Source organism: uncultured Gimesia sp., assembly GCF_963972345.1.
Taxonomy (GTDB): domain Bacteria; phylum Planctomycetota; class Planctomycetia; order Planctomycetales; family Planctomycetaceae; genus Gimesia.
The window spans coordinates 1-19,688 of record NZ_CAXAVM010000137.1 but is presented as its reverse complement, the minus strand read 5'-3'; the positions used below and the strand labels follow the sequence as shown (position 1 = coordinate 19,688).

Annotated in this window: 13 protein-coding genes; 6 read left to right on the top strand and 7 right to left on the bottom strand. The window is 51.9% G+C overall.

What is annotated here, in order from left to right; translation table 11 throughout:
• Window positions 1-870 (top strand): DUF1501 domain-containing protein (locus AACZ40_RS20050; protein WP_339675578.1); only part of this gene is annotated, 870 nt, incomplete at its 5' end.
• Entirely contained in the window at window positions 867-1,964 is a 1,098-nt protein-coding gene (locus tag AACZ40_RS20045; RefSeq protein ID WP_291169094.1) for a WD40 repeat domain-containing protein, read from the top strand. The genes AACZ40_RS20050 and AACZ40_RS20045, both read left to right, overlap by 4 nt.
• A 31-nt stretch (window positions 1,965-1,995) precedes the next feature.
• Here the strand turns inward: AACZ40_RS20045 and AACZ40_RS20040 are convergent, their stop codons facing one another.
• From AACZ40_RS20040 to AACZ40_RS20025, 4 genes are all read right to left on the bottom strand, one after another.
• A complete protein-coding gene (locus AACZ40_RS20040) occupies window positions 1,996-3,477 on the bottom strand; it encodes a DUF1501 domain-containing protein (protein WP_291169092.1) in 1,482 nt (493 codons plus the stop codon).
• A 48-nt stretch (window positions 3,478-3,525) separates the two neighbouring features.
• Window positions 3,526-6,156, bottom strand: a complete 2,631-nt coding sequence (locus AACZ40_RS20035) for a DUF1553 domain-containing protein (protein WP_339675574.1) — start codon at window positions 6,154-6,156, stop codon at window positions 3,526-3,528.
• 336 nt (window positions 6,157-6,492) lie between these two features.
• Window positions 6,493-8,469, bottom strand: a complete 1,977-nt coding sequence (locus AACZ40_RS20030; protein WP_291169086.1) for a sulfatase — start codon at window positions 8,467-8,469, stop codon at window positions 6,493-6,495.
• A gap of 269 nt (window positions 8,470-8,738) precedes the next feature.
• Window positions 8,739-8,954, bottom strand: a complete 216-nt coding sequence (locus AACZ40_RS20025; RefSeq protein WP_291169084.1) for a hypothetical protein — start codon at window positions 8,952-8,954, stop codon at window positions 8,739-8,741.
• A 91-nt stretch (window positions 8,955-9,045) separates the two neighbouring features.
• On the opposite strand from AACZ40_RS20025, the gene AACZ40_RS20020 reads away from it, so the two are divergent.
• From AACZ40_RS20020 to AACZ40_RS20005, 4 genes are all read left to right on the top strand, one after another.
• Window positions 9,046-10,026: a hypothetical protein gene (locus tag AACZ40_RS20020; RefSeq protein ID WP_291169082.1), complete on the top strand. Its 981-nt coding sequence runs from the start codon at window positions 9,046-9,048 to the stop codon at window positions 10,024-10,026.
• Between the two features lie 74 nt (window positions 10,027-10,100).
• Entirely contained in the window at window positions 10,101-12,590 is a 2,490-nt protein-coding gene (locus tag AACZ40_RS20015; protein WP_291169078.1) for a neutral/alkaline non-lysosomal ceramidase N-terminal domain-containing protein, read from the top strand.
• A gap of 34 nt (window positions 12,591-12,624) precedes the next feature.
• On the top strand, window positions 12,625-12,765 hold the full coding sequence (locus tag AACZ40_RS20010) for a hypothetical protein (protein WP_339675571.1): 141 nt from the start codon (window positions 12,625-12,627) through the stop codon (window positions 12,763-12,765).
• Between the two features lie 117 nt (window positions 12,766-12,882).
• Window positions 12,883-13,368, top strand: a complete 486-nt coding sequence (locus tag AACZ40_RS20005; RefSeq protein WP_291169075.1) for a T6SS immunity protein Tdi1 domain-containing protein — start codon at window positions 12,883-12,885, stop codon at window positions 13,366-13,368.
• Between the two features lie 205 nt (window positions 13,369-13,573).
• On the opposite strand, the gene AACZ40_RS20000 is transcribed toward AACZ40_RS20005, so the two are convergent.
• From AACZ40_RS20000 to AACZ40_RS19990, 3 genes are all read right to left on the bottom strand, one after another.
• Window positions 13,574-15,526: a family 16 glycoside hydrolase gene (locus tag AACZ40_RS20000; RefSeq protein ID WP_291169072.1), complete on the bottom strand. Its 1,953-nt coding sequence runs from the start codon at window positions 15,524-15,526 to the stop codon at window positions 13,574-13,576.
• 221 nt (window positions 15,527-15,747) lie between these two features.
• Window positions 15,748-16,887: a hypothetical protein gene (locus tag AACZ40_RS19995; protein ID WP_291169069.1), complete on the bottom strand. Its 1,140-nt coding sequence runs from the start codon at window positions 16,885-16,887 to the stop codon at window positions 15,748-15,750.
• Window positions 16,888-17,215: 328 nt separating this feature from the next.
• Window positions 17,216-18,946: a hypothetical protein gene (locus AACZ40_RS19990; protein ID WP_291169066.1), complete on the bottom strand. Its 1,731-nt coding sequence runs from the start codon at window positions 18,944-18,946 to the stop codon at window positions 17,216-17,218.
• Window positions 18,947-19,688: the final 742 nt, after the last annotated feature.

The following is a 19,688-nucleotide window of genomic DNA, read 5'->3' as shown; positions in this document are numbered from 1 at the left end:
TATCCTTATGTGGGGTCTGTCGCTTCGAGATACCTGGCACCAGCGAAAGCAGAGTTACCCGGGTACATTCATATTTCGACACGAGGACTGAATGACAGTACGGCTGCGTTTCTGGGGGCCAGGCATGCGCAATTGAAATTTCTGGGAGTCAATCCACCGAAGAATCTGTCACTGCCGAAAGGACTGCCGCCAACAGCGGCGGAACGACGTATGGCGCTGCGTCAGCAGTTCAACAGTCAGTTTCAGGCTGGTCATGGTAAAGCGATGACGGAGACATTTGATGCATCATTCCAGCAGGCGGAAAAGCTGATGTCCCGCAAGACGTTCTTTGAAAAGCCACCGGCCGACAAAGATCTGGAACGTTATGGCAAGCATGATTTTGGTCGAAACTGTCTCCTGGCGCGAACCTTACTCGAAAATAACGCGACCTGTGTGAAAGTGACACACCACGGATACGACTCGCATGCAGAGAACTTTAATTTTCACCTGGAACAACTGGGTGAGTTCGACAAAACATTCTCGATGCTTCTGGACGATCTGCATGAGCGCGGCATGCTGGAAAGCACACTCGTCATGATTTATTCCGAGTTTGGACGCACTCCCAAGATCAATGTGCGTTATGGACGTGACCACTGGGGGACCGCCTGGTCCATTGCATTGGGGGGATGTGGTATTCAACCCGGTGCGATCATCGGGAAAACGAATGAGAAGGGGACAGCAGTCGCAGAGCGTGAAGTGGATGCGGGGCATCTGTTCCATACGTACCTGCAGGCGTTGGGAATTGATTCCACGCGAGATCACGAGATTGCAGGCCGCTCGGTTCCCATCGGCGATCCCGCCGCACAGCCTATCAAGGAGTTGCTAGCATGAGTGTCAACAACAGCGAAGCCGTGGCAGCCAGCAAGCCGGTTCTGAATGATGCGGTTGAAGCACGGAAGCCGGGCGTCGATTATGATGCCATCGATCCAGTGAAAACACACAAGGTCGCCGAACTCAAGCATACGGTGCCTCTGACTTCGTGCAGAGTCGATCCGACAGGTCGCTTTATCGTTGCCGGTGCAGAAGATCTGGATATCCACGTATGGGACTATGAATCAAAAACAAAACGTACCTTAAAGGGACATACAAGCTGGGTCCGATCGTTTGACTTCTCGGCTGATGGCAACACGCTGTATTCGGCCTGCTGGGGGGGAGACATCAAGGCCTGGAACCTGCTGGATACGGAGCCGAAATCAAAACTGACGATCCAGGCTCATCAAGGTTCAGCACGCTGGGTTCGCCTCTCTCCGGATCAGACAAAACTCGCAACCTGCGGGAATGATCTGCTGGTCAAACTCTGGGATCTGGAAAACGGAAAGCTGCTGCAGAGTTTCGCCGGTCATGAGCGACATGTGTATGCGGTTGAATTTCATCCGGATGGGAAACACCTGGTATCACAGGACCTGATGGGCGTGATTCATGTCTGGGATCTGCATTCTGGTAAAAAAAGTCGCAGTATCGATGCGAGTGTGATGACCGGTTACGATAAAAAGTTTGCTGCTGATATGGGAGGCGCGCGAGACCTGCAGTTCAGCCCAGATGGAAGCGAACTGGCGACCGCCGGGATCACCAACGTGGTGAATTCCTTTGCAGGAGTGCAAGACCCGATTATCATGCTGTTTGACTGGAAAACCGGTCAGGAAAAAGCAAAGCTCAAACCCGATAAGACGTTCCAGGGAATTGCCTGGGGGGTGCGGTATCACCCTGATGGTTTCCTGATTGGCGCCGGAGCCGACCGGAGTGGAAAAGGGGAGCTGTGGTTCAGAAAGCCGGATGAGAGCGAGTTTTATCATACGATGAAACTGCCAGCGGCTGCCCGGGGGCTGGACCTCTTAAATGATGCGCGGCATCTGATTGTGGCGCATTCGCACGGCGCCGTTCATATTTATCGCATGACAGAAGAAGAGAAACAGAAACAGGTTTAACTGGCTGTTTCCTGGTTCTGCTTCATCATCGTTAACCGATGATATCGTGGATGACTTCGCCGTAATCCCGTTCGAGGCGTTGTCGGCCCGGATAATTCAGGCGGGTTGTATCCAGTCCCATCTGATGCAGGACCGTCGCATGCAGGTCAGTCACGTAATGCCGATCTTCTACAGCATGGAAGCCGAGTTCATCGGTGGCGCCATGGATGTGTCCCCCTTTGATGCCGCCTCCTGCCATGGCGATACTGAAACCATGCGGATGGTGATCGCGTCCTGAACCGGAAACGGTCTTGTTGCTTTCGCGGTATTCGGCTCCCGGCGTCCGACCGAATTCGGAACCAACTACAACCATCGTTTCATCCAATAGCCCTCGCAGTTTCAGGTCTTTGATGAGACCGGCAATCGGCTGATCGACTTCTTTCGCAAGCCTGGAATGCAGGCGTTTGATGTCACGATGCGAGTCCCAGGCACCGGCGTTGCCGCGATAGCCGTGGAACAGTTGGATGAAACGGACACCCTGTTCGCTCAGACGTCTCGCTGCCAGGCATTTTTGTCCGAAGTCCTTGGTCAAAGCATCGCCCAGCCCATAGAGGTCCTGGACATGTTTTGTTTCTTCCTGGAAGTTCATGACTTCCGGGACCGCCGACTGCATCTGGAAGGCCAGTTCGTAGGATTTGATACGGGCCTGCAGGTTTTTGTCATCGGGGTAATGGATGCCTGTCTGCCGATTGAGTTTACCGAGCAGCCCGAACATTTCCTGTTGCTCGGAGGGAGTCAGTGATTCATCAGCGGAACGCACAAATGACAGCGGTGCTTTGGGATCGACTTTCAGTCGGACGCCCGCGTGTTCAGGACCCAGGTAAGAGGAACCGTGCGTCCAGGCGGCACCGCAGCAGTCGGCACTGGGATTCCCCAGTACGACGTAGTGAGGCAGGTTCTGGTTGGCTGTGCCCAGGCCGTAACTGATCCACGAGCCGACGGTCGGGAAAGCGCCTTCGGTAATTTTACGTCCGGTGTGATAAGTCAGCTGGGCACCGTGGTTGTTATCGATGGTCCACATCGAGCGAACCAGCGTCAGATCGTCGGCACAGGAGCCCATGTGCGGGAACCAGTCACTGATTTCCAGACCGCTTTCCCCGTATTTTTTGAAACCTGTCTGCAGCGGCATCAGCGATTTGTAAATCTTGCGTTTCTGCTTGGAGGGATCGAGCAGCACTTTGTTGATTTTGTCTTTATTGAGCACTGCATCTGCAAACGGTGTATCTTCAATTGTTTTACCGGCGTACTTGTTGAGAGCCGGTTTGGGATCAAAACTTTCGAGGTGACTGAGACCGCCAATCAGAAAGATCCAGATCACAGATTTGGCACGCGGGGCCAGGTGGCGACCTGAACCGGGAGCGGAAGCCTGTAGTTCACCCTGTTGAAACAGGAGGGACGTCATGGCCATGCCGGTCATACCCATACCGGTGTCGGTCAGAAATCGGCGGCGATTCATATTTGGTAGATGTGACATATCAATGTCTTTCTGTTATCAGTCAATGTCGATTGCTAACGTCGATCGTTAACGGATCGTGACGAAATCATTATGGTTGAACAGTACGGTGACCAGTAGCTGGAACTGGTCTTCAGACGGTTTTACCTGGCTGGCTTCCGATGAGTGCGTCAGGAATTGACGGCACATTTTCTGCTCTGTGGCATCGGGGTGACGCGATAAAATGCTGAGGAACGCCTGCTGAATGAAGTGCTCGACATCGCCTGAGGTCTGTTTGAGCAGTTTTTCAGTCAACGCCTGTGTCGCCTGAAAAGTCAGTTTACTGTTCGCCATGGCGAGCGCCTGGTGAGGCTGAACGCTCATGTCGCGCATGTAACATTCCGAAACACTGGGACCATCGAAGATCTGCACGAACTCCACCAGCTTTTCATGGGCATGCCTGAGATAGATACTTTTCCGGACCGAATCCTGGGCTTTGGTGTTATCAATATCCGGGCCCCCCCTCTGGGGATCGAGTCGACCGGGGATGTACAGCAGATTGTCACGGACAATTTCTCCTTCCATCCGCATGGCTGATTTTTTCCAGTAATATTTATTGTCAGGATCGATTTTGCTGTTTGCCTCTGATCCTGTTCCCGCCATGCGATAAGTGGAACTCGTCACTATCAGGCGATGCATTTCTTTCATGCTCCAGTCCTGTTTGACCAGTTCTGCTGCCAGCCAGTCGAGCAGCGCCGGATGTGTGGGACCGCGACCATTCCCGCCGAATTCATTCACGGTGGGGACAATCGGCTGACCGAAGTGACGCAGCCAGATATGATTCATGGCGACGCGTGCCGTCAGAGGATTGTTCGCATTCGTCAGCCAGCGGGCAAAAGCGAGACGGCGACCTGAACTGGATTGCGGGTAAACAGGCTGTTTACGCGGCGTGTATTTGGTTGTCAGCTTTGCCTGGGAATCGGTTTCCGCTTTTTTGAGAGCCGTCTCTGCTGCTTTGTGCTGCTGCTCTGATTTTTTCAGCCTTTGTTTTGCTTTGGTGATCACGGACTTGTTCTTTTTGGCTTCTGCTTTTTCCAGAGCCTGTTGTGCCGCCTGTTGTTCCTGCTCTGCGGCAGTCAGATTCCATCTGGCATTCTCAAGGGCAGACTGTCTCTGGAGTTTGACCAGGTTCAGGGCAGCGTCTTTCCATTCAGCCGATTTCTTATCGCCGGATGCTTCCAGATCTTCAATGGCAAACTGCGCCTCCAGAACGGCCAGCTCGCTTTCTGCAGCCAGACGCTGTTCTTTGGCTTTCGCCTGTTCCATCATTTTTCGAGCGTGAGTCAGCAGGTCTTCTTTGACCGATTCGCGTCGAGCGGGCTGACTGGCCACCATCGGCAGCGAGACCGGCGCGACCTTGTATTCGCCTCCCAGGAAGGTGGGAACTCCGGGGGGAATGACTTCCTCTTTGACCGGGCGGCGTTCGTCCCCTTTTTCGAATAACCAGGTTTTGGCCGTTAATGATCGATCGTAAGCACGGGGGATGCCGTTGGTGGCTGTGTCCAGCACACCTTCCACACGGTCGGTGCGCACGTGATATGTTTCGAAGATCGCCCGCATTTCATAATATTCGCGTTGTTCAATCTCGTCATACATGTGGTCGTGACATTTCGCGCAGCCTACGGTAATTCCCAGAAATGCCTGCGAGGTATGTTTGACGACATCGTCCATCCACTGGTCGCGCTCGGCGTGATAATTTCGAGCCAGATAACCAGTGGCGCGAAGCGTATCCCAGTCATCGGGTTTGAGTTCATCGGCGGCCAGCATTTCGATCAGCATCTGATCATAGCCTTTGTCGGCATTGAGGGATTCGATGATCCAGTCCCGCCAGTGCCAGATATGACGCTGACTGACGCGCAGCGCATCTTTGTAGCCGGCCCAGTCGCTGTACCGCCAGACGTCCATCCAGTGACGTCCCCACCGCTCGCCGTAAGCGGGATGGTTCAGCAGCCGCGTGACGACTTCTTCATAGGCTTGGGGATTCGATTTCTGTTCTTTGAGAAAGTCCTGAATTTCTGCCGGTGACGGATTGAGCCCGATGAGATCGAGGTAAACACGACGCAGCAGAATTTCCGGACTGGCTTCCCCTGCGCGTTGTAAACCTTCCTGCTCATGTCCCGCGGCAATGAAATGATCAATGGGATTGCGGGCCCAGTCCGTGTCTGTGATCAGGGGGACTTCAGGTCGTTTTACCGGTTTGAACGGTTTCCAGGCGTAGCGATTTTTATATTCCGTAAAGTCAGCTGTCAGCTGCTGCAATTTCTCAGCCGCTTTGGCATCCGGGAATTTTGTTTTGTCGCCGGGAGCAGTGCCAAAGAGGATTTCCTGCAGATTTGAAAATCCGTCATTGTCGGCGTCTGCTTCGGACAGTAATTTGAGTCGCAGATCAATTTCAGGATCCTGATCCGCTTTGAGCAGTTTGTCGGCTTCCAGGCGTAACTGATTTCCAAAAGGATTGTGCGGAAAGTCATCAAGCGACTCCGCTCCTTCTGCATGCGCACCCACATGGCAAACGCTGCAGGAATTCAGATTCGCAGGCAGGTATTCGCCGAAGTAACGGACGAAGGCCTGTCGATTGGCCGGGTTCGCCCAGGCGGGGGTGGTAATCAGACTGCCGGTGAACAACAGGCAGATTGAAAAGTATTTCTGAAATCCGTTCATAGTAAGACCAATTAAGTTCTGCGCGATCGCAAAATAACTGAACGCTGGTGGAATCAGGATTGTTAATTCTGGAATGTCGTGGAAGTTTCGTCCACGCATTCCGGCGAGATTTTAAGGCAGGAAAAAATACCCTCTATAAATCGTTATCTGGCAATTCAAAAGGATACTTTATTTATTGTAACATAAATAGGAGAGAATGCCAGAAGAAATGAAGCGGGATGCAGCACAGGATAAAAAAAATAGTATCTGTCTGTGCGGTATTATTTCGAATAATGCAGCCTGAATTTCAAGTTTTATTCATGCCCGGGGGCATTCACGATTGAGATCTGGGTCGCATCAGGGCTTTGCTCCACTGAAGTCCCAGGCTCGGACGGTTTTCTTTGTCTTCGCTGCCTGAAAATGAATGGACTGGATATCGAGTGGTCCTGACGCGACAGGTAGATACAGTCTCACGGTGCCCGTCTTTCCATCGACGGGTAAGTCCAGAGTGAGGTCCTGCCAGTCCTTGCCGGCTGCGAGCTGAAATGGAACCGTCTGTCCCTGTCTGGGGAATTCAGTCTGATCGGCAGTTTTCCAGGTAATGTTTCCCGCACCGCCTGTGTTACTACGCAGTCGCATGGTGAGTCTGAGAGGCCCGGACTGTTTTACCTGCGCTGTCCCTAAAAAGGGCGTGCGCCCATCCGCTTCCATGCGCAGCGCACCATCTACAAGAGTAATTTTCGAGAATTTGGGAACCAGCCCTCGCGCAGGATCTTCTCCTTTACCGGTCGTGTTTGCAGGACGCGGCTGATAGGCGGGGTTGGGTTGTGGATACAGCGCGCCGGTCTCCTTCACGAACTCGTCAATCAGCACATCAAGTTCGCGGACTTTGTCGGGATGCTGGCTGGCGAGATTCTCTGATTCAGAGATGTCAGCTTTCAGGTTATAGAGTTCGCGTACTTCGGGATAAAGTCGATGTGGTTCGAAGCGACGGATCAGTTTCCAGTCTCCCTGGCGAACGGAGACGGCGGGGATCAGATGCGGAAACCAGGTGAAGTAAGCGGTGCGTTCGAGTTGTCCCGTCTGTTCCAGAACTGGCAGGAACGATTCCCCGTCAATAATTTGATTTGCCGGGCGACTCAATTTCAGCGCCTCAAGGATAGTCGGGTAGAGATCGATCGGGCCTACAATGGCATCCGAAGTGGAGCCAGGCTGTATGCGGCCGGGCCAACGGACCATGAGTGGTACGCGCTGGCCTCCTTCGTAGATGCGTCCTTTGCCTTCACGCAGCGGTGCGTTGTTCGTTGGTGGGTTCCCTCCCGCCCATTTGCGATAGCTTTGAATGGTTTGATACAGGGGATGTTTTTCAGTGATTTTCTGGAGCCTGGGATCATCACCGCTCCAGCTGTGGTCATTGCCTCCATTGTCGGAATAAAAAATGAAGAGCGTATTGTCGGCCAGTTTGAGTTCATCCAGTTTACTCAGGATGCGTCCCAGGCTTTCATCGACATTCCGCAGCATGGAGGCCATCACGGGATTGCGTTGTGCATTGCGCGGGTCCAGCTTTCTGGCGAATTCCGCAGTGTATTCTTCTTTATGCTGCCAGGGGCCATGGACCGAGTAATGCCAGAGATTCAGAAAGAAAGGTTCGCTGCGATGTGCTTCCATAAACTGGATGGCTTCACTTGTCAGCCGATCAGTGATGTGTTCGCCGTCCGGACCGTCGGTAATATTTCCCACCCGGTGTTGTCCCGTCGGCTTACCTGTCGGCGTAACGCCATACGGGGAAAAATAACTCGGCGGACCTGGATCGGGTGCGCAATGCCAGACGGTTTCAAACCCCTGCCTGTCGGGCCGATGGGGCGCCGTCAGACCCAGGTGCCATTTACCAAAATGACCCGTCCGATAACCGGCGTCGCGTAATGCTTCGGCAAGCGTATATTGATCGAGCTCGAGAAAATGCCTGCTGACAGGCATACGTAACTTCTGGTTCGGGGGTGCCGTTTTGGGTAAGAACTCGAAATCCGCGGCGTGCGGCGGACGATGTCCTGTGGCACTTGTAATGCCATGCCGGGATGAATACTGGCCCGTCAGGATCGATGCCCGCGTGGGAGAACAGAGGGGCGTCGCATAGGCATTAGTGAAACGCATCGACTGTTTTGCGAATTGCGACATGTGGGGCGTTTCGTAATAGCGGGAACCATACGGCTCACTGTCCATCCAGCCCATGTCATCGACGAGAAACAGGACAACATTCGGGGCTCTGTCAGCCGCTGAAGTATCAGCAGAACTGACTGCAGTAATACAAAGTAGAACAATCAGGAATCGTTTCATAATTTCCCTCTGAATCGTGAGCGCTGCATGGTAGTCAACTGAGAAGAACAAGCCGTTTGAATCATATTCTATCATCACGGTTTGGTGGAAACTACATTCGAATGGGAAACAGGATTATGATTCGATTTAATAACCGAGATTAAAAAATGGTGCCGGCAGTATTCAGATAATTAATCAAGCTGATGTAAAGTCCGCTGAGCCAGTGTTACAATGAAAATGAGTCTACTCATGGATCATTTCTTTCTGTTTTCATGAGTGTGAAATCGTAATCATTGGTTGATCCGGGAATTGATTCCATGCAATATTCTTTCAAAGAGCTCTTGTTGCTGCAGATGTTTCCGAGACTCAGAACCGGGCTGCTGCTGATTCGGAGGTCGTCGCACGGCTGAAGCAGTCAGCCATGGACTGGAACCGGGGTCTGCCAGTCGATGCCGGTGATCCGGCCTGGCAACCTGCCAGGAAAAAGTGAGCGAACTGGCGTTCATCGATGATTCCTTTGACTCGGTAGCAAAGTCTGCTCATAATGAAACAGACGTTTTTCTCTTTATCCTGCCACACCGGTTACGAGATCAAATTATGAAAATCAAACTGCGACTGCTTTCTGCTTTTTTATGTCTGTTCTGTGTCTCCGTGCATGTGAATTCCCGCACAGAAGCCGCCGAGACCGATAACAAGGAGAAGTTGAATGTACTCTTTATCGGAAACAGCTACACGGCACGCCACAATCTGGCGCAGGTCGTCAAGAAAATGGCAGAAGCCGGTAATCCGAATCTGACATTTAACCCGACGACTGTGATCTATGGCGGGCGGCGTCTGGTTGATCACTGGAATCTGGGTTCGCAAAATATTGTCAGACTGCATGAACTGACGGCTGACGAACAGAAACAGACGATTGCCGGTCTGGAGAAAGATGCGAAAGACCCCAAAAACCGTTACGCGGCCGCGGCTTTGAAACGACATCAACAGTTACTCAAAGAACTGGACGCGGAGCATCCCAGCTGGGATGTGATCGTACTGCAGTCGTACCGGGATGACTTGAAGGGGGCGGACTCGCTGTATGCTCAGTATGCTCCCAAATTTGCAGCACTGGCGAAAGCACAGGGTGCTCGCGTGATTCTGTATGAAACGACGCCGAATACTCAGAACGCAAAAGCGTTAAAAAATCCCCCTGATGCTGCTGCAGTGATGCAGAAAGTAAAAGCAATCGCAGCGCTGGCGAAACAGATCGATGCGAGTGCCGCTCCGATGTCGCTGGCAGGCTTTTACTGTCAGACGGAACGCCCTGATTTCACGTTGCGATTCATCAATGATGCGCACTTGAATCAGACGATGGCATACCTGACGGCCTGTTGCCTGTACGCGGCCCTGTTTGATCGCAGCCCGGAAGGACTGCCTGTCGATTCGATTACCGACATTCGTTATTTCGACAATAAAGATCGGACGAAAGACCGGGATGGTAATCCGATTACCACGACTTTCTCCGCCAGAGATCAAGCCGATCTGCAGCGAATTGCCTGGAAGAGTTACCAGCAGTTTAAAACACTAAGTGATGATTAGCCTGTGTCCAGTTTTACCGCAGAGTTCTCATGCTTATGATCTCGTGACATATATTTATTAAAGGTTACCCGAAGATGTCGTGCTGTTATCGAATACTCGTTTTATTGGTTTTTTCGCTGATCAGCCTTGATGCGCAAGCAACGGAAGCACTGGATCTGACGACGCCAGAGTCGCATCAGGTGATTCAGCGAACCGGTGTAGCACCAGGGGCTGGATATGCTGATGTTCTCATCTCTGGAATGGTACCAGAAGGAATCACGAAGACGACCTGGGAGTATCGGTTGGTCAAGTTGCCTGAGCAGTCACCGTCATCTGATTTCTGGATCAATTTTACGCCAAAAGTAACTGAAAAACGATTCTCTTATTCAGCACGGATCGCAGCGGGAGGCTGGTATCGACTGGAAGTGCGATGCCGAATGCAAGATAAAACAGAGGCTGTGGGGAATGTAAGTCCGATAGGCGTTGGTGAAGTCTTTGTAGTGGCCGGTCAGTCTTATGCGACAAATTGCAATGATGAAAGACTGAAAGTAACAGATTCCCTGCAACGGGTTGTGGCCTATGATCCGACAAAGCAGGAGTGGGTGATTGCGCATGATCCACAGCCTGTGTACGATAACAGTGATGGAGGATCAATCTGGCCGCCTCTGGGTGATGCGCTGGTGAAAGAATTCCGAGTCCCGGTCGCATTCGTCAATGCAGCGGTCGGTGCGACCTCATCCACTCAATGGCTGCCAGGCGGGAAACTGCATACACAATTGATTGCTTCAGGCGCAAAGGTGGGCCGTTTTCGTGCAGTTCTCTGGCAGCAGGGGGAATCGGATGTCATTGCGCATACTTCGACCGAACAGTACATCAAGAATATCCAGGTGATTCAGGAGTCAGCAGAACCGCTATGGGGCTTCTCTCCAGAATGGCTACTGGCTAAGTCAACTCACCATCCTACCGTATACAATGACCCTGCGGGAGAATTACGCATTCGAACGGCGATTGATCAACTAATCCAAAAACGTGGTTTCTCTGCGGGACCCGATACAGACACCCTGCAAGCTGAAAATCGGGGAGACATGAAATCCCGCCGTCACTTTTCCAGTACCGGGCAAAAACGTGCGGCAGCGATGTGGCTGACAGCTGTTCGAAACCATCTTGATTCCACAGCAGAGAGTGTCGGTATCCAGGTGGGGATCGCGGAGATTGATATCACGCCACCGGTCGGTTTTCCGATGGCCGGGTATTATCACGAGCGACTGGCCGAGGGGACGATTGATCCACTGAAAGCCAAAGCGGTGGTGTTTCGTGAAGGAGACACAGCGGCTGCATTGGTGGTTTGCGATCTGATTGGCATCGCCACGGATCTATCCACAGAAGTACGTCGGGTGGCTGCTGAAAAAACGGGGATTCCCCCGCAGAATATTGTGATCGCGGCCACACATTCACACACCGCGCCCGATTACATGAAGGAACTGTATCTGTACCTGGGAAAAGAATCGCAGGATGAATTACGAAAGCAGTATATCGAAAAACTGATCAACGGCCCGGTAACAGCGATTGAACAGGCATATCAGAATGCAAAACCGGCTGTACTGGCTACCGGAAGCGCCACACAACAGACGCCGGTTGCTTTCAATCGTCGGTTTGTGATGCGTGACGGCAGTGTGAAAACCTGGCAGTCATTGAAAAACCCGAACGTCATTCGCGCTGCAGGACCCATCGATACCGAAATCGGTCTGCTGGCAATTCGCGATCCTAAAGACGGGACAAGCCGGGGAGTCATCAGTAACTTCGCGCTGCATCTGGATACGGTGGGCGGTATGAAGTGGAGTGCCGACTATCCGTATTTCATTGAACGCAGCCTGCGTGAAGCGCTGGGGCCGGATGTGATTTCGATTTTTGGAACCGGCTGCTGTGGCGATATCAATCATGCCAATCCCGCATCGCCGGTCCGCAATAAAGTCGATTTCATCGGGAACTCGCTGGGAACTTCGATCACGGAGCAATTACCGAAATTGACTCCTGTTAAAAATACCAAATTAACGGTCGGTTCTCAAATCGTGAAACTGCCTCTGCAGGAAGCCTCTCAGGCAGAGGTGGCGCGCTCGATTAAAATCCTGGAGATTGCCCACAAAGGAGGGAAGGTTGATTTCTTTGATCATGTCACCGCCTACAAAAAAATGATCCTGGATCAGATGCGTCACAAAAAACCGCATGCCAATACGAGTGAGCATATTACCTGGGGATTGAGTCGTTCACTGGCCGGTGTGGGCGAAACGCTGCCCGTTGATGTGACGGTGATGACGATCGGGAACGAGGTGGCCATTGTCTGTCTGCCGGGCGAAGTATTTGTCGATCTGGGCCTGGCGATCAAACAGGCTTCTCCTTTCAAAACTACGCTGATCGTCGAACTGTCCAATACGGTAGAGACGATTTATATTCCTCACCGTGCTGCTTATGCAGGGGGGAGTTATGAAGTAACGAACTCAAACGTGCAGCCGGGCAGTGGGGAAATGCTGGTGGAAGCCGCGTTGAAACTGTTGCGGGAAGCGGCGACCGGACAGCAGGCGGATTGAACTCTTAATAAAGGGGTCGGCACGTACGATTAAGGTGGATGACAAACATGTGGGCACGGTTTTCATGAACCGGGACGGTGTCCAGTTTCTGAAAGTACCTCTCAAACGCCTGGATCGCGGCTGCTGTCCTGTCGATCCCTTATTTTGTTTTATCGATTCCATGTCACAGGCTTGAAGGAATCTGAAAAAGTAATTTGCACTCCGAAATAGTACGTGTTAACTTGACGTGATCACCCAACTTCCTGACTTCAGGCATTGATCAATTAATACGACTCGCGATGTGAGGTACACGATGGAAATCACTTTGAACGATCTGACAATCAATCCTGAAGGAATCGATCTTGATGAGTTACTTCAGGACTGGAACTGGGCCATGCCCGAACCGATGCGCCCCGTCCTGCTGACGGCGCTGGGTGATGTCTTTGCGGAGGGGGAAAACGGCGCTGTTTATTTTGTCGATGTGATCGAAGGCCACATCAGAATGGTGGCCGAGGATGGCGCTGCGTTTGAGGAACTGCTGTCTGATGCAGAGTTTGTCACCGACCATTTCTTTCCCGCGCGGGTACTGGAACTACGAGATGCGGGTATCGAGCTGGAACCCAACGAGGTCTACAGTCATCAGCAGCCCCTCGTACTGGGAGGGAGTGATGAACTGGAGAACTATGAAACATCCGACGTCAGCATCTACCTCAGCATCCTGGGACAGATTCATGAACAGGTGAAAGATCTACCCGAGGGAACCGTGATTTCAGATGTGGAGATCGAAGACATTGAGTAGATTGATATCGGTCGGACAGGAATAACGGTTGCAATTTCCGAATGTATTTCGTATTTCGAATAGATTCTCATTTCCCCTGTGCATCCTGTTGATAAAATAATTCTTTCGTTTCCATGGTATGTCTCAAGGCTGCTTAAAAAGAAAGAGCCAGATCTCTTTGCTGCAAGACATCTGGCTCTTTTCAATCATTCCTTATTCTATAGGTTTATTTCTTCTCAAAGCGGAAGATGCCTTCGCCCCCTTTGACGGTCTGGACGGTGTAGTACAGTTCGCCGTCTTCGTCAGTGCCGAAAGACATAACGGGGACCGTGCTGGCGTCCAGGCGGAGGTTTTTGACTACTTCGCCTGAAGTTTCATCATATTCGAGGGCCCAGATTTTGCCGGAGACGTAGTCGGCATAGACATACAGGCCATCCAGTTCGGGCAGTCGCTGTCCCCGGTAGACGATGCCGCCGGTAATGGAACGGCCGACGCCATGATCGTATTCCCAGATGGGAGCGATCGGGTTTTCTTTCGCGGTTTCAGCGCGATTGCCAAAATTGTGAGTGCCTTCACGGACACTCCAGCCGTAGTTGCCTCCCTTTTTGATGATGTTGACTTCTTCCCAGAGATCCTGTCCCACATCGCCGGCGTACAAGGTTTTGGTTTTGGGATCAAAGCTCAGCCGCCAGACATTGCGCAGGCCGTAAGCATAGATTTCCGGTTTGGCATTCGCACGATCCACAAACGGGTTGTCAGCAGGGATGGCGTAGTTCTTTCCGTCTGATTTTTTATCGACATCGATCCGTAAAATAGAACCGAGTAAAGTTTCCAGGTTCTGTCCGTTCCCCAGGGGATCGTTACCGGAACCGCCATCGCCGAGACCAATATAGAGATAGCCGTCCGGGCCGAATTCGATGCAGCCGCCGTTATGATTACCGTAAGGCTGGTCGATCTCCATGATGATCGTTTCGCTTTGGGGGTCGGCTTTATTCGGATCGTCTTTAGAGACGGTGAAGCGGGAAATTTTCGATTTCCGGGGTGTTCCCTCGGCGGAATAGTAGACGAAGAACTGCCCGTTCTGTTTATAGTCGGGATGAAAGGCCAGGCCTAACAGGCCTTCTTCGTTATTCTTTTTCCAGGGCGCGACCTGGTCGCGAAGGTCCAGAAACAGTTTTGTTCTCTCGGGCGACTTTTTATCAATGATCTGAATCATGCCGCGCTGCGTGGTGACAAAGATACGTCCGCTGCCATCGTTGGCGTGTGTGATCGCCATTGGTCGCAGGGGGACGACTTTTCCTGTTTCCTCATTGACGGCTTCCCAGCCTTCCCATTCCAGATTAGGGAAAGCGGGGACGCCTTTGATCGCCAGTTCGCCATCACTGGGATCCTGTACGGAGCCGTCAGCCGGTATTTCGCGGATCTTGATATTCCGGAAGGAGACCAGATCGTTGTGATCCTGCAGACAGATGTGTCCTTTGGTCGGCTTTCCGAATTGGGGGTACTTGGAAAACTTGCTGTCGGCGACTCGTTTCTTCCAGTCGGCGCTCCCTTTATCGAACTGAAAATATTTGACGCCATTCATGATGACCTGGGATCGATCGGGTCCGACGCGGAGAAAGAGGTGGTTCCATTCACCGGCGGGCCGTGTAGCATCGACGACGGCCGGGGTGATTTTCTTGCCTGCTTTTTCGGCTTCAATCATCCATTTGGGAGTGGCCGGCTTGTAAAGCTGGTAGAGCCAGCCCGCTTTCTGAGGATCATGCCCGTCGACATTATCCTGGATCTGGACTTCTGGACCGGTCATCCACGGCGTTTTTTCTTCTTCAGTGACATGGAACATCACGCCACTGTTGCCTTCAGGAGAAATACGATACTCCAGCGAGAGTTCGAAGAAACCAAACTCGTCTTCAGTAATGATATCGCCGGCTCCTTTCGCGGAGCGGGAGAGGACGCCGTCTTTGATGGTCCAGCCGTCACTGATGCCCTCTTTTTGATAGTTGCGCCAGCCATCGGTGGTTTTGCCGTCAAACAGCAGTTTCCAGCCACTCTTTTTTTCGGCTGTTGAGAGTTTATTGTTCGACGGATCAGAGTCGGCCAGCGTTGCTGAAACACTTATCAGCAGCGTCAGGCAGGCGGGAATCAGAAACCGGGTAAAAGTTCGGGGCGTTCGAATCACAGGTGCGCTTCCTTTATTAATCAAAAAAATGTTGTGTGTTGCTGATTGATATCATGTATCGGAACGATAACTGTTTACTTACTGTTATCTAACAAATCGGGCTCAGAAGCAACTATAAATGCAGATTGACTGTCCAGAATCAGGTTTGGTTCGATAGACGGTGGAGTGTGCGAATGAGTAACCAGGGCAGGATCTGGCTGATTCAGGTCTGCCCGGTCAGATTATACTGCTTGCTCAAAGTCTGTTAACGGTCGTTGGCGTCTCATGCACCAGCCGATGAAGAACAGACCTGCAATCGTGACCGGAATGACGGTTTTAGGGAAATAGCGTCGGAGGAGGACTCTAAGGTAAGTCAGGTTTAAATAGGGAATCCCCTGGATTTCACCCTGGGCACCGCCATTGCCGTCTGCAGTAAAAGACACGCCTCGGATATTGTCTGTCACATCAATTCCCGCCGGGAATGTGAAAGCCAGTTCGTCTTGTGAAACGGAACCAAATGCGATGGAATCTACTTTCACATCGTAGGCTGCCACCAGTCCGTCAGCGGTTGGGAGTCCCCCACTTTGCAGCCACTGAAATCGCGATGGAAACCAGTGTCCCTGTTGTTGGACGGCATCCAGTAACCGCATCGCTTCAAACCAGCGAACACGAGAAAATCCATCCCTGTATTCCATACGCTCAAGCAGGTAAGCAACCGGAAGGAACTGGCGCTGCGGGTCAAAATGTACTGTCAGACTCCCTCTTTGGTTTACCTGGCGGGGCAGATCCGATTTGAAGGTTAAAGTAATCGTATCCAAGTCGTTGAGCTTACCGGGCAGGATTGATTCGTTGGGAGCCTGACTGTTGCCTGAGAACCAGAGCAATCGCTCCAGCGCATGAGCGGCATCGCTGAGGAAGTAGACGCCACGCGTTTTCGTAGTGCCGTATCCCCAGTATTCCAGGCGATCCTCCTGGTTGACCCAGTCTTCATAGGGGGCGATGACGGCCTGTTTATGTTCCCTGACGAGTGTCATTCTCTGGTATCTTCCGCGTGAAGCATCATAGAAGAATTCAGATTCCTGAACCGGGTTTGAATCAAATCGTGGCAGGTAAGGCCAGACCTGCCTGATTTGTTTGTGGTAAGAATCGTTGAGTCGTTTGACCGAATATTCCTTATTCATCTGGGTAGGGGGATCTGTAACGGGCGGCACGGAAAAGGGACCGTCCAGGGGAAACAGGATTAAGTTTTGTTGTGGGTTAAAAACCACGTTTTGTGTCGAATAGGCGATATTGTCGAACAATTCTAACCGTTGCTTGACTGCAGCATACAGATGTTGCCGCTGCTGATCGGGATTGAGTTGAAAGAAGGCTGAAACACTCATCGAGGAGGGTGTTTCTTCCAGTTGGCTCTGTGAAAACGCGACTGTGGTGCAGACCGTGAATGGCATAAGAACCATCAGCAACAGTATAAGTTTCTCGCGTCTGATACTCATTATGCCAAACCTTTTCGGTGCTTAAGGTTAATTAAGTAGAAACGGAAGTCTGCCTGTTAGTAGATATTAATGGTAACGTTCTGGTCTCTCGTATTTCAAGAGGAGGTGGGCTGTCGGAAGCTGAATCCTCTATTCCGAAAAGTGGATGGCACGCGACTCTCAACTACGCAGCTATTTCGCAGCCAGTCGACGTCACGCCGTATCTTCAGTGAGATGCTCAATGGAGCAGTGATGGTTTGAAGATCAGGACCAGGCCGAGCAGGAGGATCACGACACCGCTGAAGAGTTTGAGCCAGCGTCCCTGTTTTTCCTGCAGTTTGTGGCGGCCCATGGTGACGACGACGATGGTCACCATGATGGCGTCATCCAGCATATACGCGAGAATATACAGCCCCAGGTAGGCATAGGTTTTCCAGGCAGGATAGTTCTGCATGGTTAATACTTCGGTGTAGAGCGCCGGGAGGCCCGCGGTGCAGAGCAGTTCGATGATATTCACCAGCACAGCCAGGACGGAGGCACCGAGGATCGCTCCGGTCAGGTTTTCGGCGGTGACGATTTTGCGGGCCCGGGCATAAAGGCCGGGCTTGGCCCATTCCGGGATCGACAGCGAGATGCCTTTTTTGAAGGCGAAGAAATCTTTGACATGGATCAGTCCAATGATGACCGCAAACAGTCCCAGCAGAAACTGAACCATAGGCAGATAGCCGATGAGCAGAAACACATTGAGCCAGGCCGCCATGAATGCATAATAAGCCAGGCCGCTGATCAGCACGAACGTCCCGGCAACGGCGAGGACTTTGGCACGGTTCTTCAAGTTGACGAGCAGGGAAAGCAGAAACAGCAGGACCCACATCGCGCAGGGATTAAAGCCGTCCACCAGGCCGATTAAAAAAGTAAAAGCCGGCATTCCTAACCGGCTTTTGCTCAACTCTCCCAGAAAGGGAACTTCAACGGTATCCGCCTCCTCTGAAGGAACAGGAGCCAGTGACTCTCCTTCAGGTGGAGGTGGCTTATCTCCCGGCGGTGGAGGAAGACTGGCATTCCCGCCCGGAACAGGGGGAAGAGAATCATCGTCTCCGACTGGAGGTGGCCCGAGTGATGAATTTCTTCCGGGAACCGGGGAGACGGGAATCGGATCGTCATTTCTGTTCGGCACGGGACTGTCGGAATCGGATTCACTCTGGAACGAAACAAACTGCAGTTGAGACAAGTCGGGTGGCAGCAGGAGGCTCTGACTGTTATCGGCTTTTTCAGGTTGGGGGCAGTTGGCGGTCCAGTATTTGAGGACGTCTTCCACTTTCGCCCCTGTATTTTCGTCGCTGATCCAGCCAATCACCAACTGGTTACAGAAATGAAAGACAGGGACGCTGACAGCCTGTTTGCCGTAGCGATCAGCAAGTTCGTAGACCCGGGTGGAAGCGGCACTGTCGGAAACGACGTCGAGCAGATTGTATTCAAATACGGGATAGCGCTGTTTCAATCCTTTAAGAAAGACTTTGGCGGCAGCACAGCGTGAGCATCCGGAACGGACATAGATATCGACTGTCAACAGCTTATCGATGCGTTCGTCTGTGGAATTATCAGGCCTGAGCTTTCTCAGCAGGGAATTACAGCCATAAGCGACGGGGAGTTCGGCATCCTCCAGCTGAAAGTATTTCAGAATCTGCTGGTACCGTTCGACATGTTTTCCCGGTTCGTCGAGATTATGGACGTGCAGTTTGATGCGTCCCCGTTTACTGGCATAGTCTTCAAGCCGTTTCTGGACTGCGGGACAATCGGCACAGTCATTACGAATAAAGAGTTCAAGAACAGCGCACTGGGCGGCCGCTGGTTCTGCAGCGTCCTGTGCGAAGAGGTCCGATACAGGCAGAGAGAGCGCCAGCAGGCTGAATGCGAGTATAACCAGCAGCCGGAGTGGTTTGCCGGGGTTAAAGATCATGTCAGACACTGTTTCCCTCTCCATCCTGTATTGAGTTCCAGATTCCTGACCCGCAATGTAAATTGATAGTATATTATGGATAGAGAATCAGAAATGTTCCACTACAAACAGAAATGTTCCCCTGTAAAAATATAAAAATGGCTGTTTTGCAGGAGAACGATGTCGGGCTGATCCCTGCCAGACGGGCGGACAGGTGTGTCGCGCCCCTGCGACGAACTGGTGGGATGGGTCGTTTTGGACTGTGTGGTTGTATTGACAGATTCCTGTTGTCGTTGACAACCCTGAATTGCATTCGGGGCGTCCCTTTCTTGCAGATTTCTTTCTTAAAATTAGCCGCACGGCGTGAGCCGCGGTTTCTGCGAACCGGGTAATAAACGGGGGCGATTAAAAAGATCACACTGTTTTGATCTTCCAGTGGTTCGGGATTTTCATCTGCTGGGAGCGGGGCATTTCTTTTATGATGCTTTTTGATATGTGTAAGGGGACGTTAATACAAGCACTGTCGGTCAAGCCGACAGATGGCACCCGCACGGGGGAGAGGACATGGAAATATTGTTATTGTTGTGGAGTTCAATATGTTGATCAATCTGGTATCTATAATCTGTGGTTTCGTTGTGTGTTGGATTATTTTCGGGAAAGACATGAGGAGGTCAAGGGGGATGAATCATATCATGTGGCGATACGGGTTGAAGTCGAACCGATGCTGGGGTGAGCAGTGGCGGTGCCGGGGCGAAGCGTTGCGATGTGTGGC

What these genes read in the sequence shown, in the direction of transcription:
- AACZ40_RS20045 (WP_291169094.1), top strand. Translation starts at nt 867, where the DNA reads ATGAGTGTCAACAACAGCGAAGCCGTGGCAGCCAGCAAGCCGGTTCTG.
- AACZ40_RS20040 (WP_291169092.1), bottom strand. Translation starts at nt 3,477, where the DNA reads ATGTCACATCTACCAAATATGAATCGCCGCCGATTTCTGACCGACACC.
- AACZ40_RS20035 (WP_339675574.1), bottom strand. Translation starts at nt 6,156, where the DNA reads ATGAACGGATTTCAGAAATACTTTTCAATCTGCCTGTTGTTCACCGGC.
- AACZ40_RS20030 (WP_291169086.1), bottom strand. Translation starts at nt 8,469, where the DNA reads ATGAAACGATTCCTGATTGTTCTACTTTGTATTACTGCAGTCAGTTCT.
- AACZ40_RS20025 (WP_291169084.1), bottom strand. Translation starts at nt 8,954, where the DNA reads ATGAACGCCAGTTCGCTCACTTTTTCCTGGCAGGTTGCCAGGCCGGAT.
- AACZ40_RS20020 (WP_291169082.1), top strand. Translation starts at nt 9,046, where the DNA reads ATGAAAATCAAACTGCGACTGCTTTCTGCTTTTTTATGTCTGTTCTGT.
- AACZ40_RS20015 (WP_291169078.1), top strand. Translation starts at nt 10,101, where the DNA reads ATGTCGTGCTGTTATCGAATACTCGTTTTATTGGTTTTTTCGCTGATC.
- AACZ40_RS20005 (WP_291169075.1), top strand. Translation starts at nt 12,883, where the DNA reads ATGGAAATCACTTTGAACGATCTGACAATCAATCCTGAAGGAATCGAT.
- AACZ40_RS19995 (WP_291169069.1), bottom strand. Translation starts at nt 16,887, where the DNA reads ATGAGTGTTTCAGCCTTCTTTCAACTCAATCCCGATCAGCAGCGGCAA.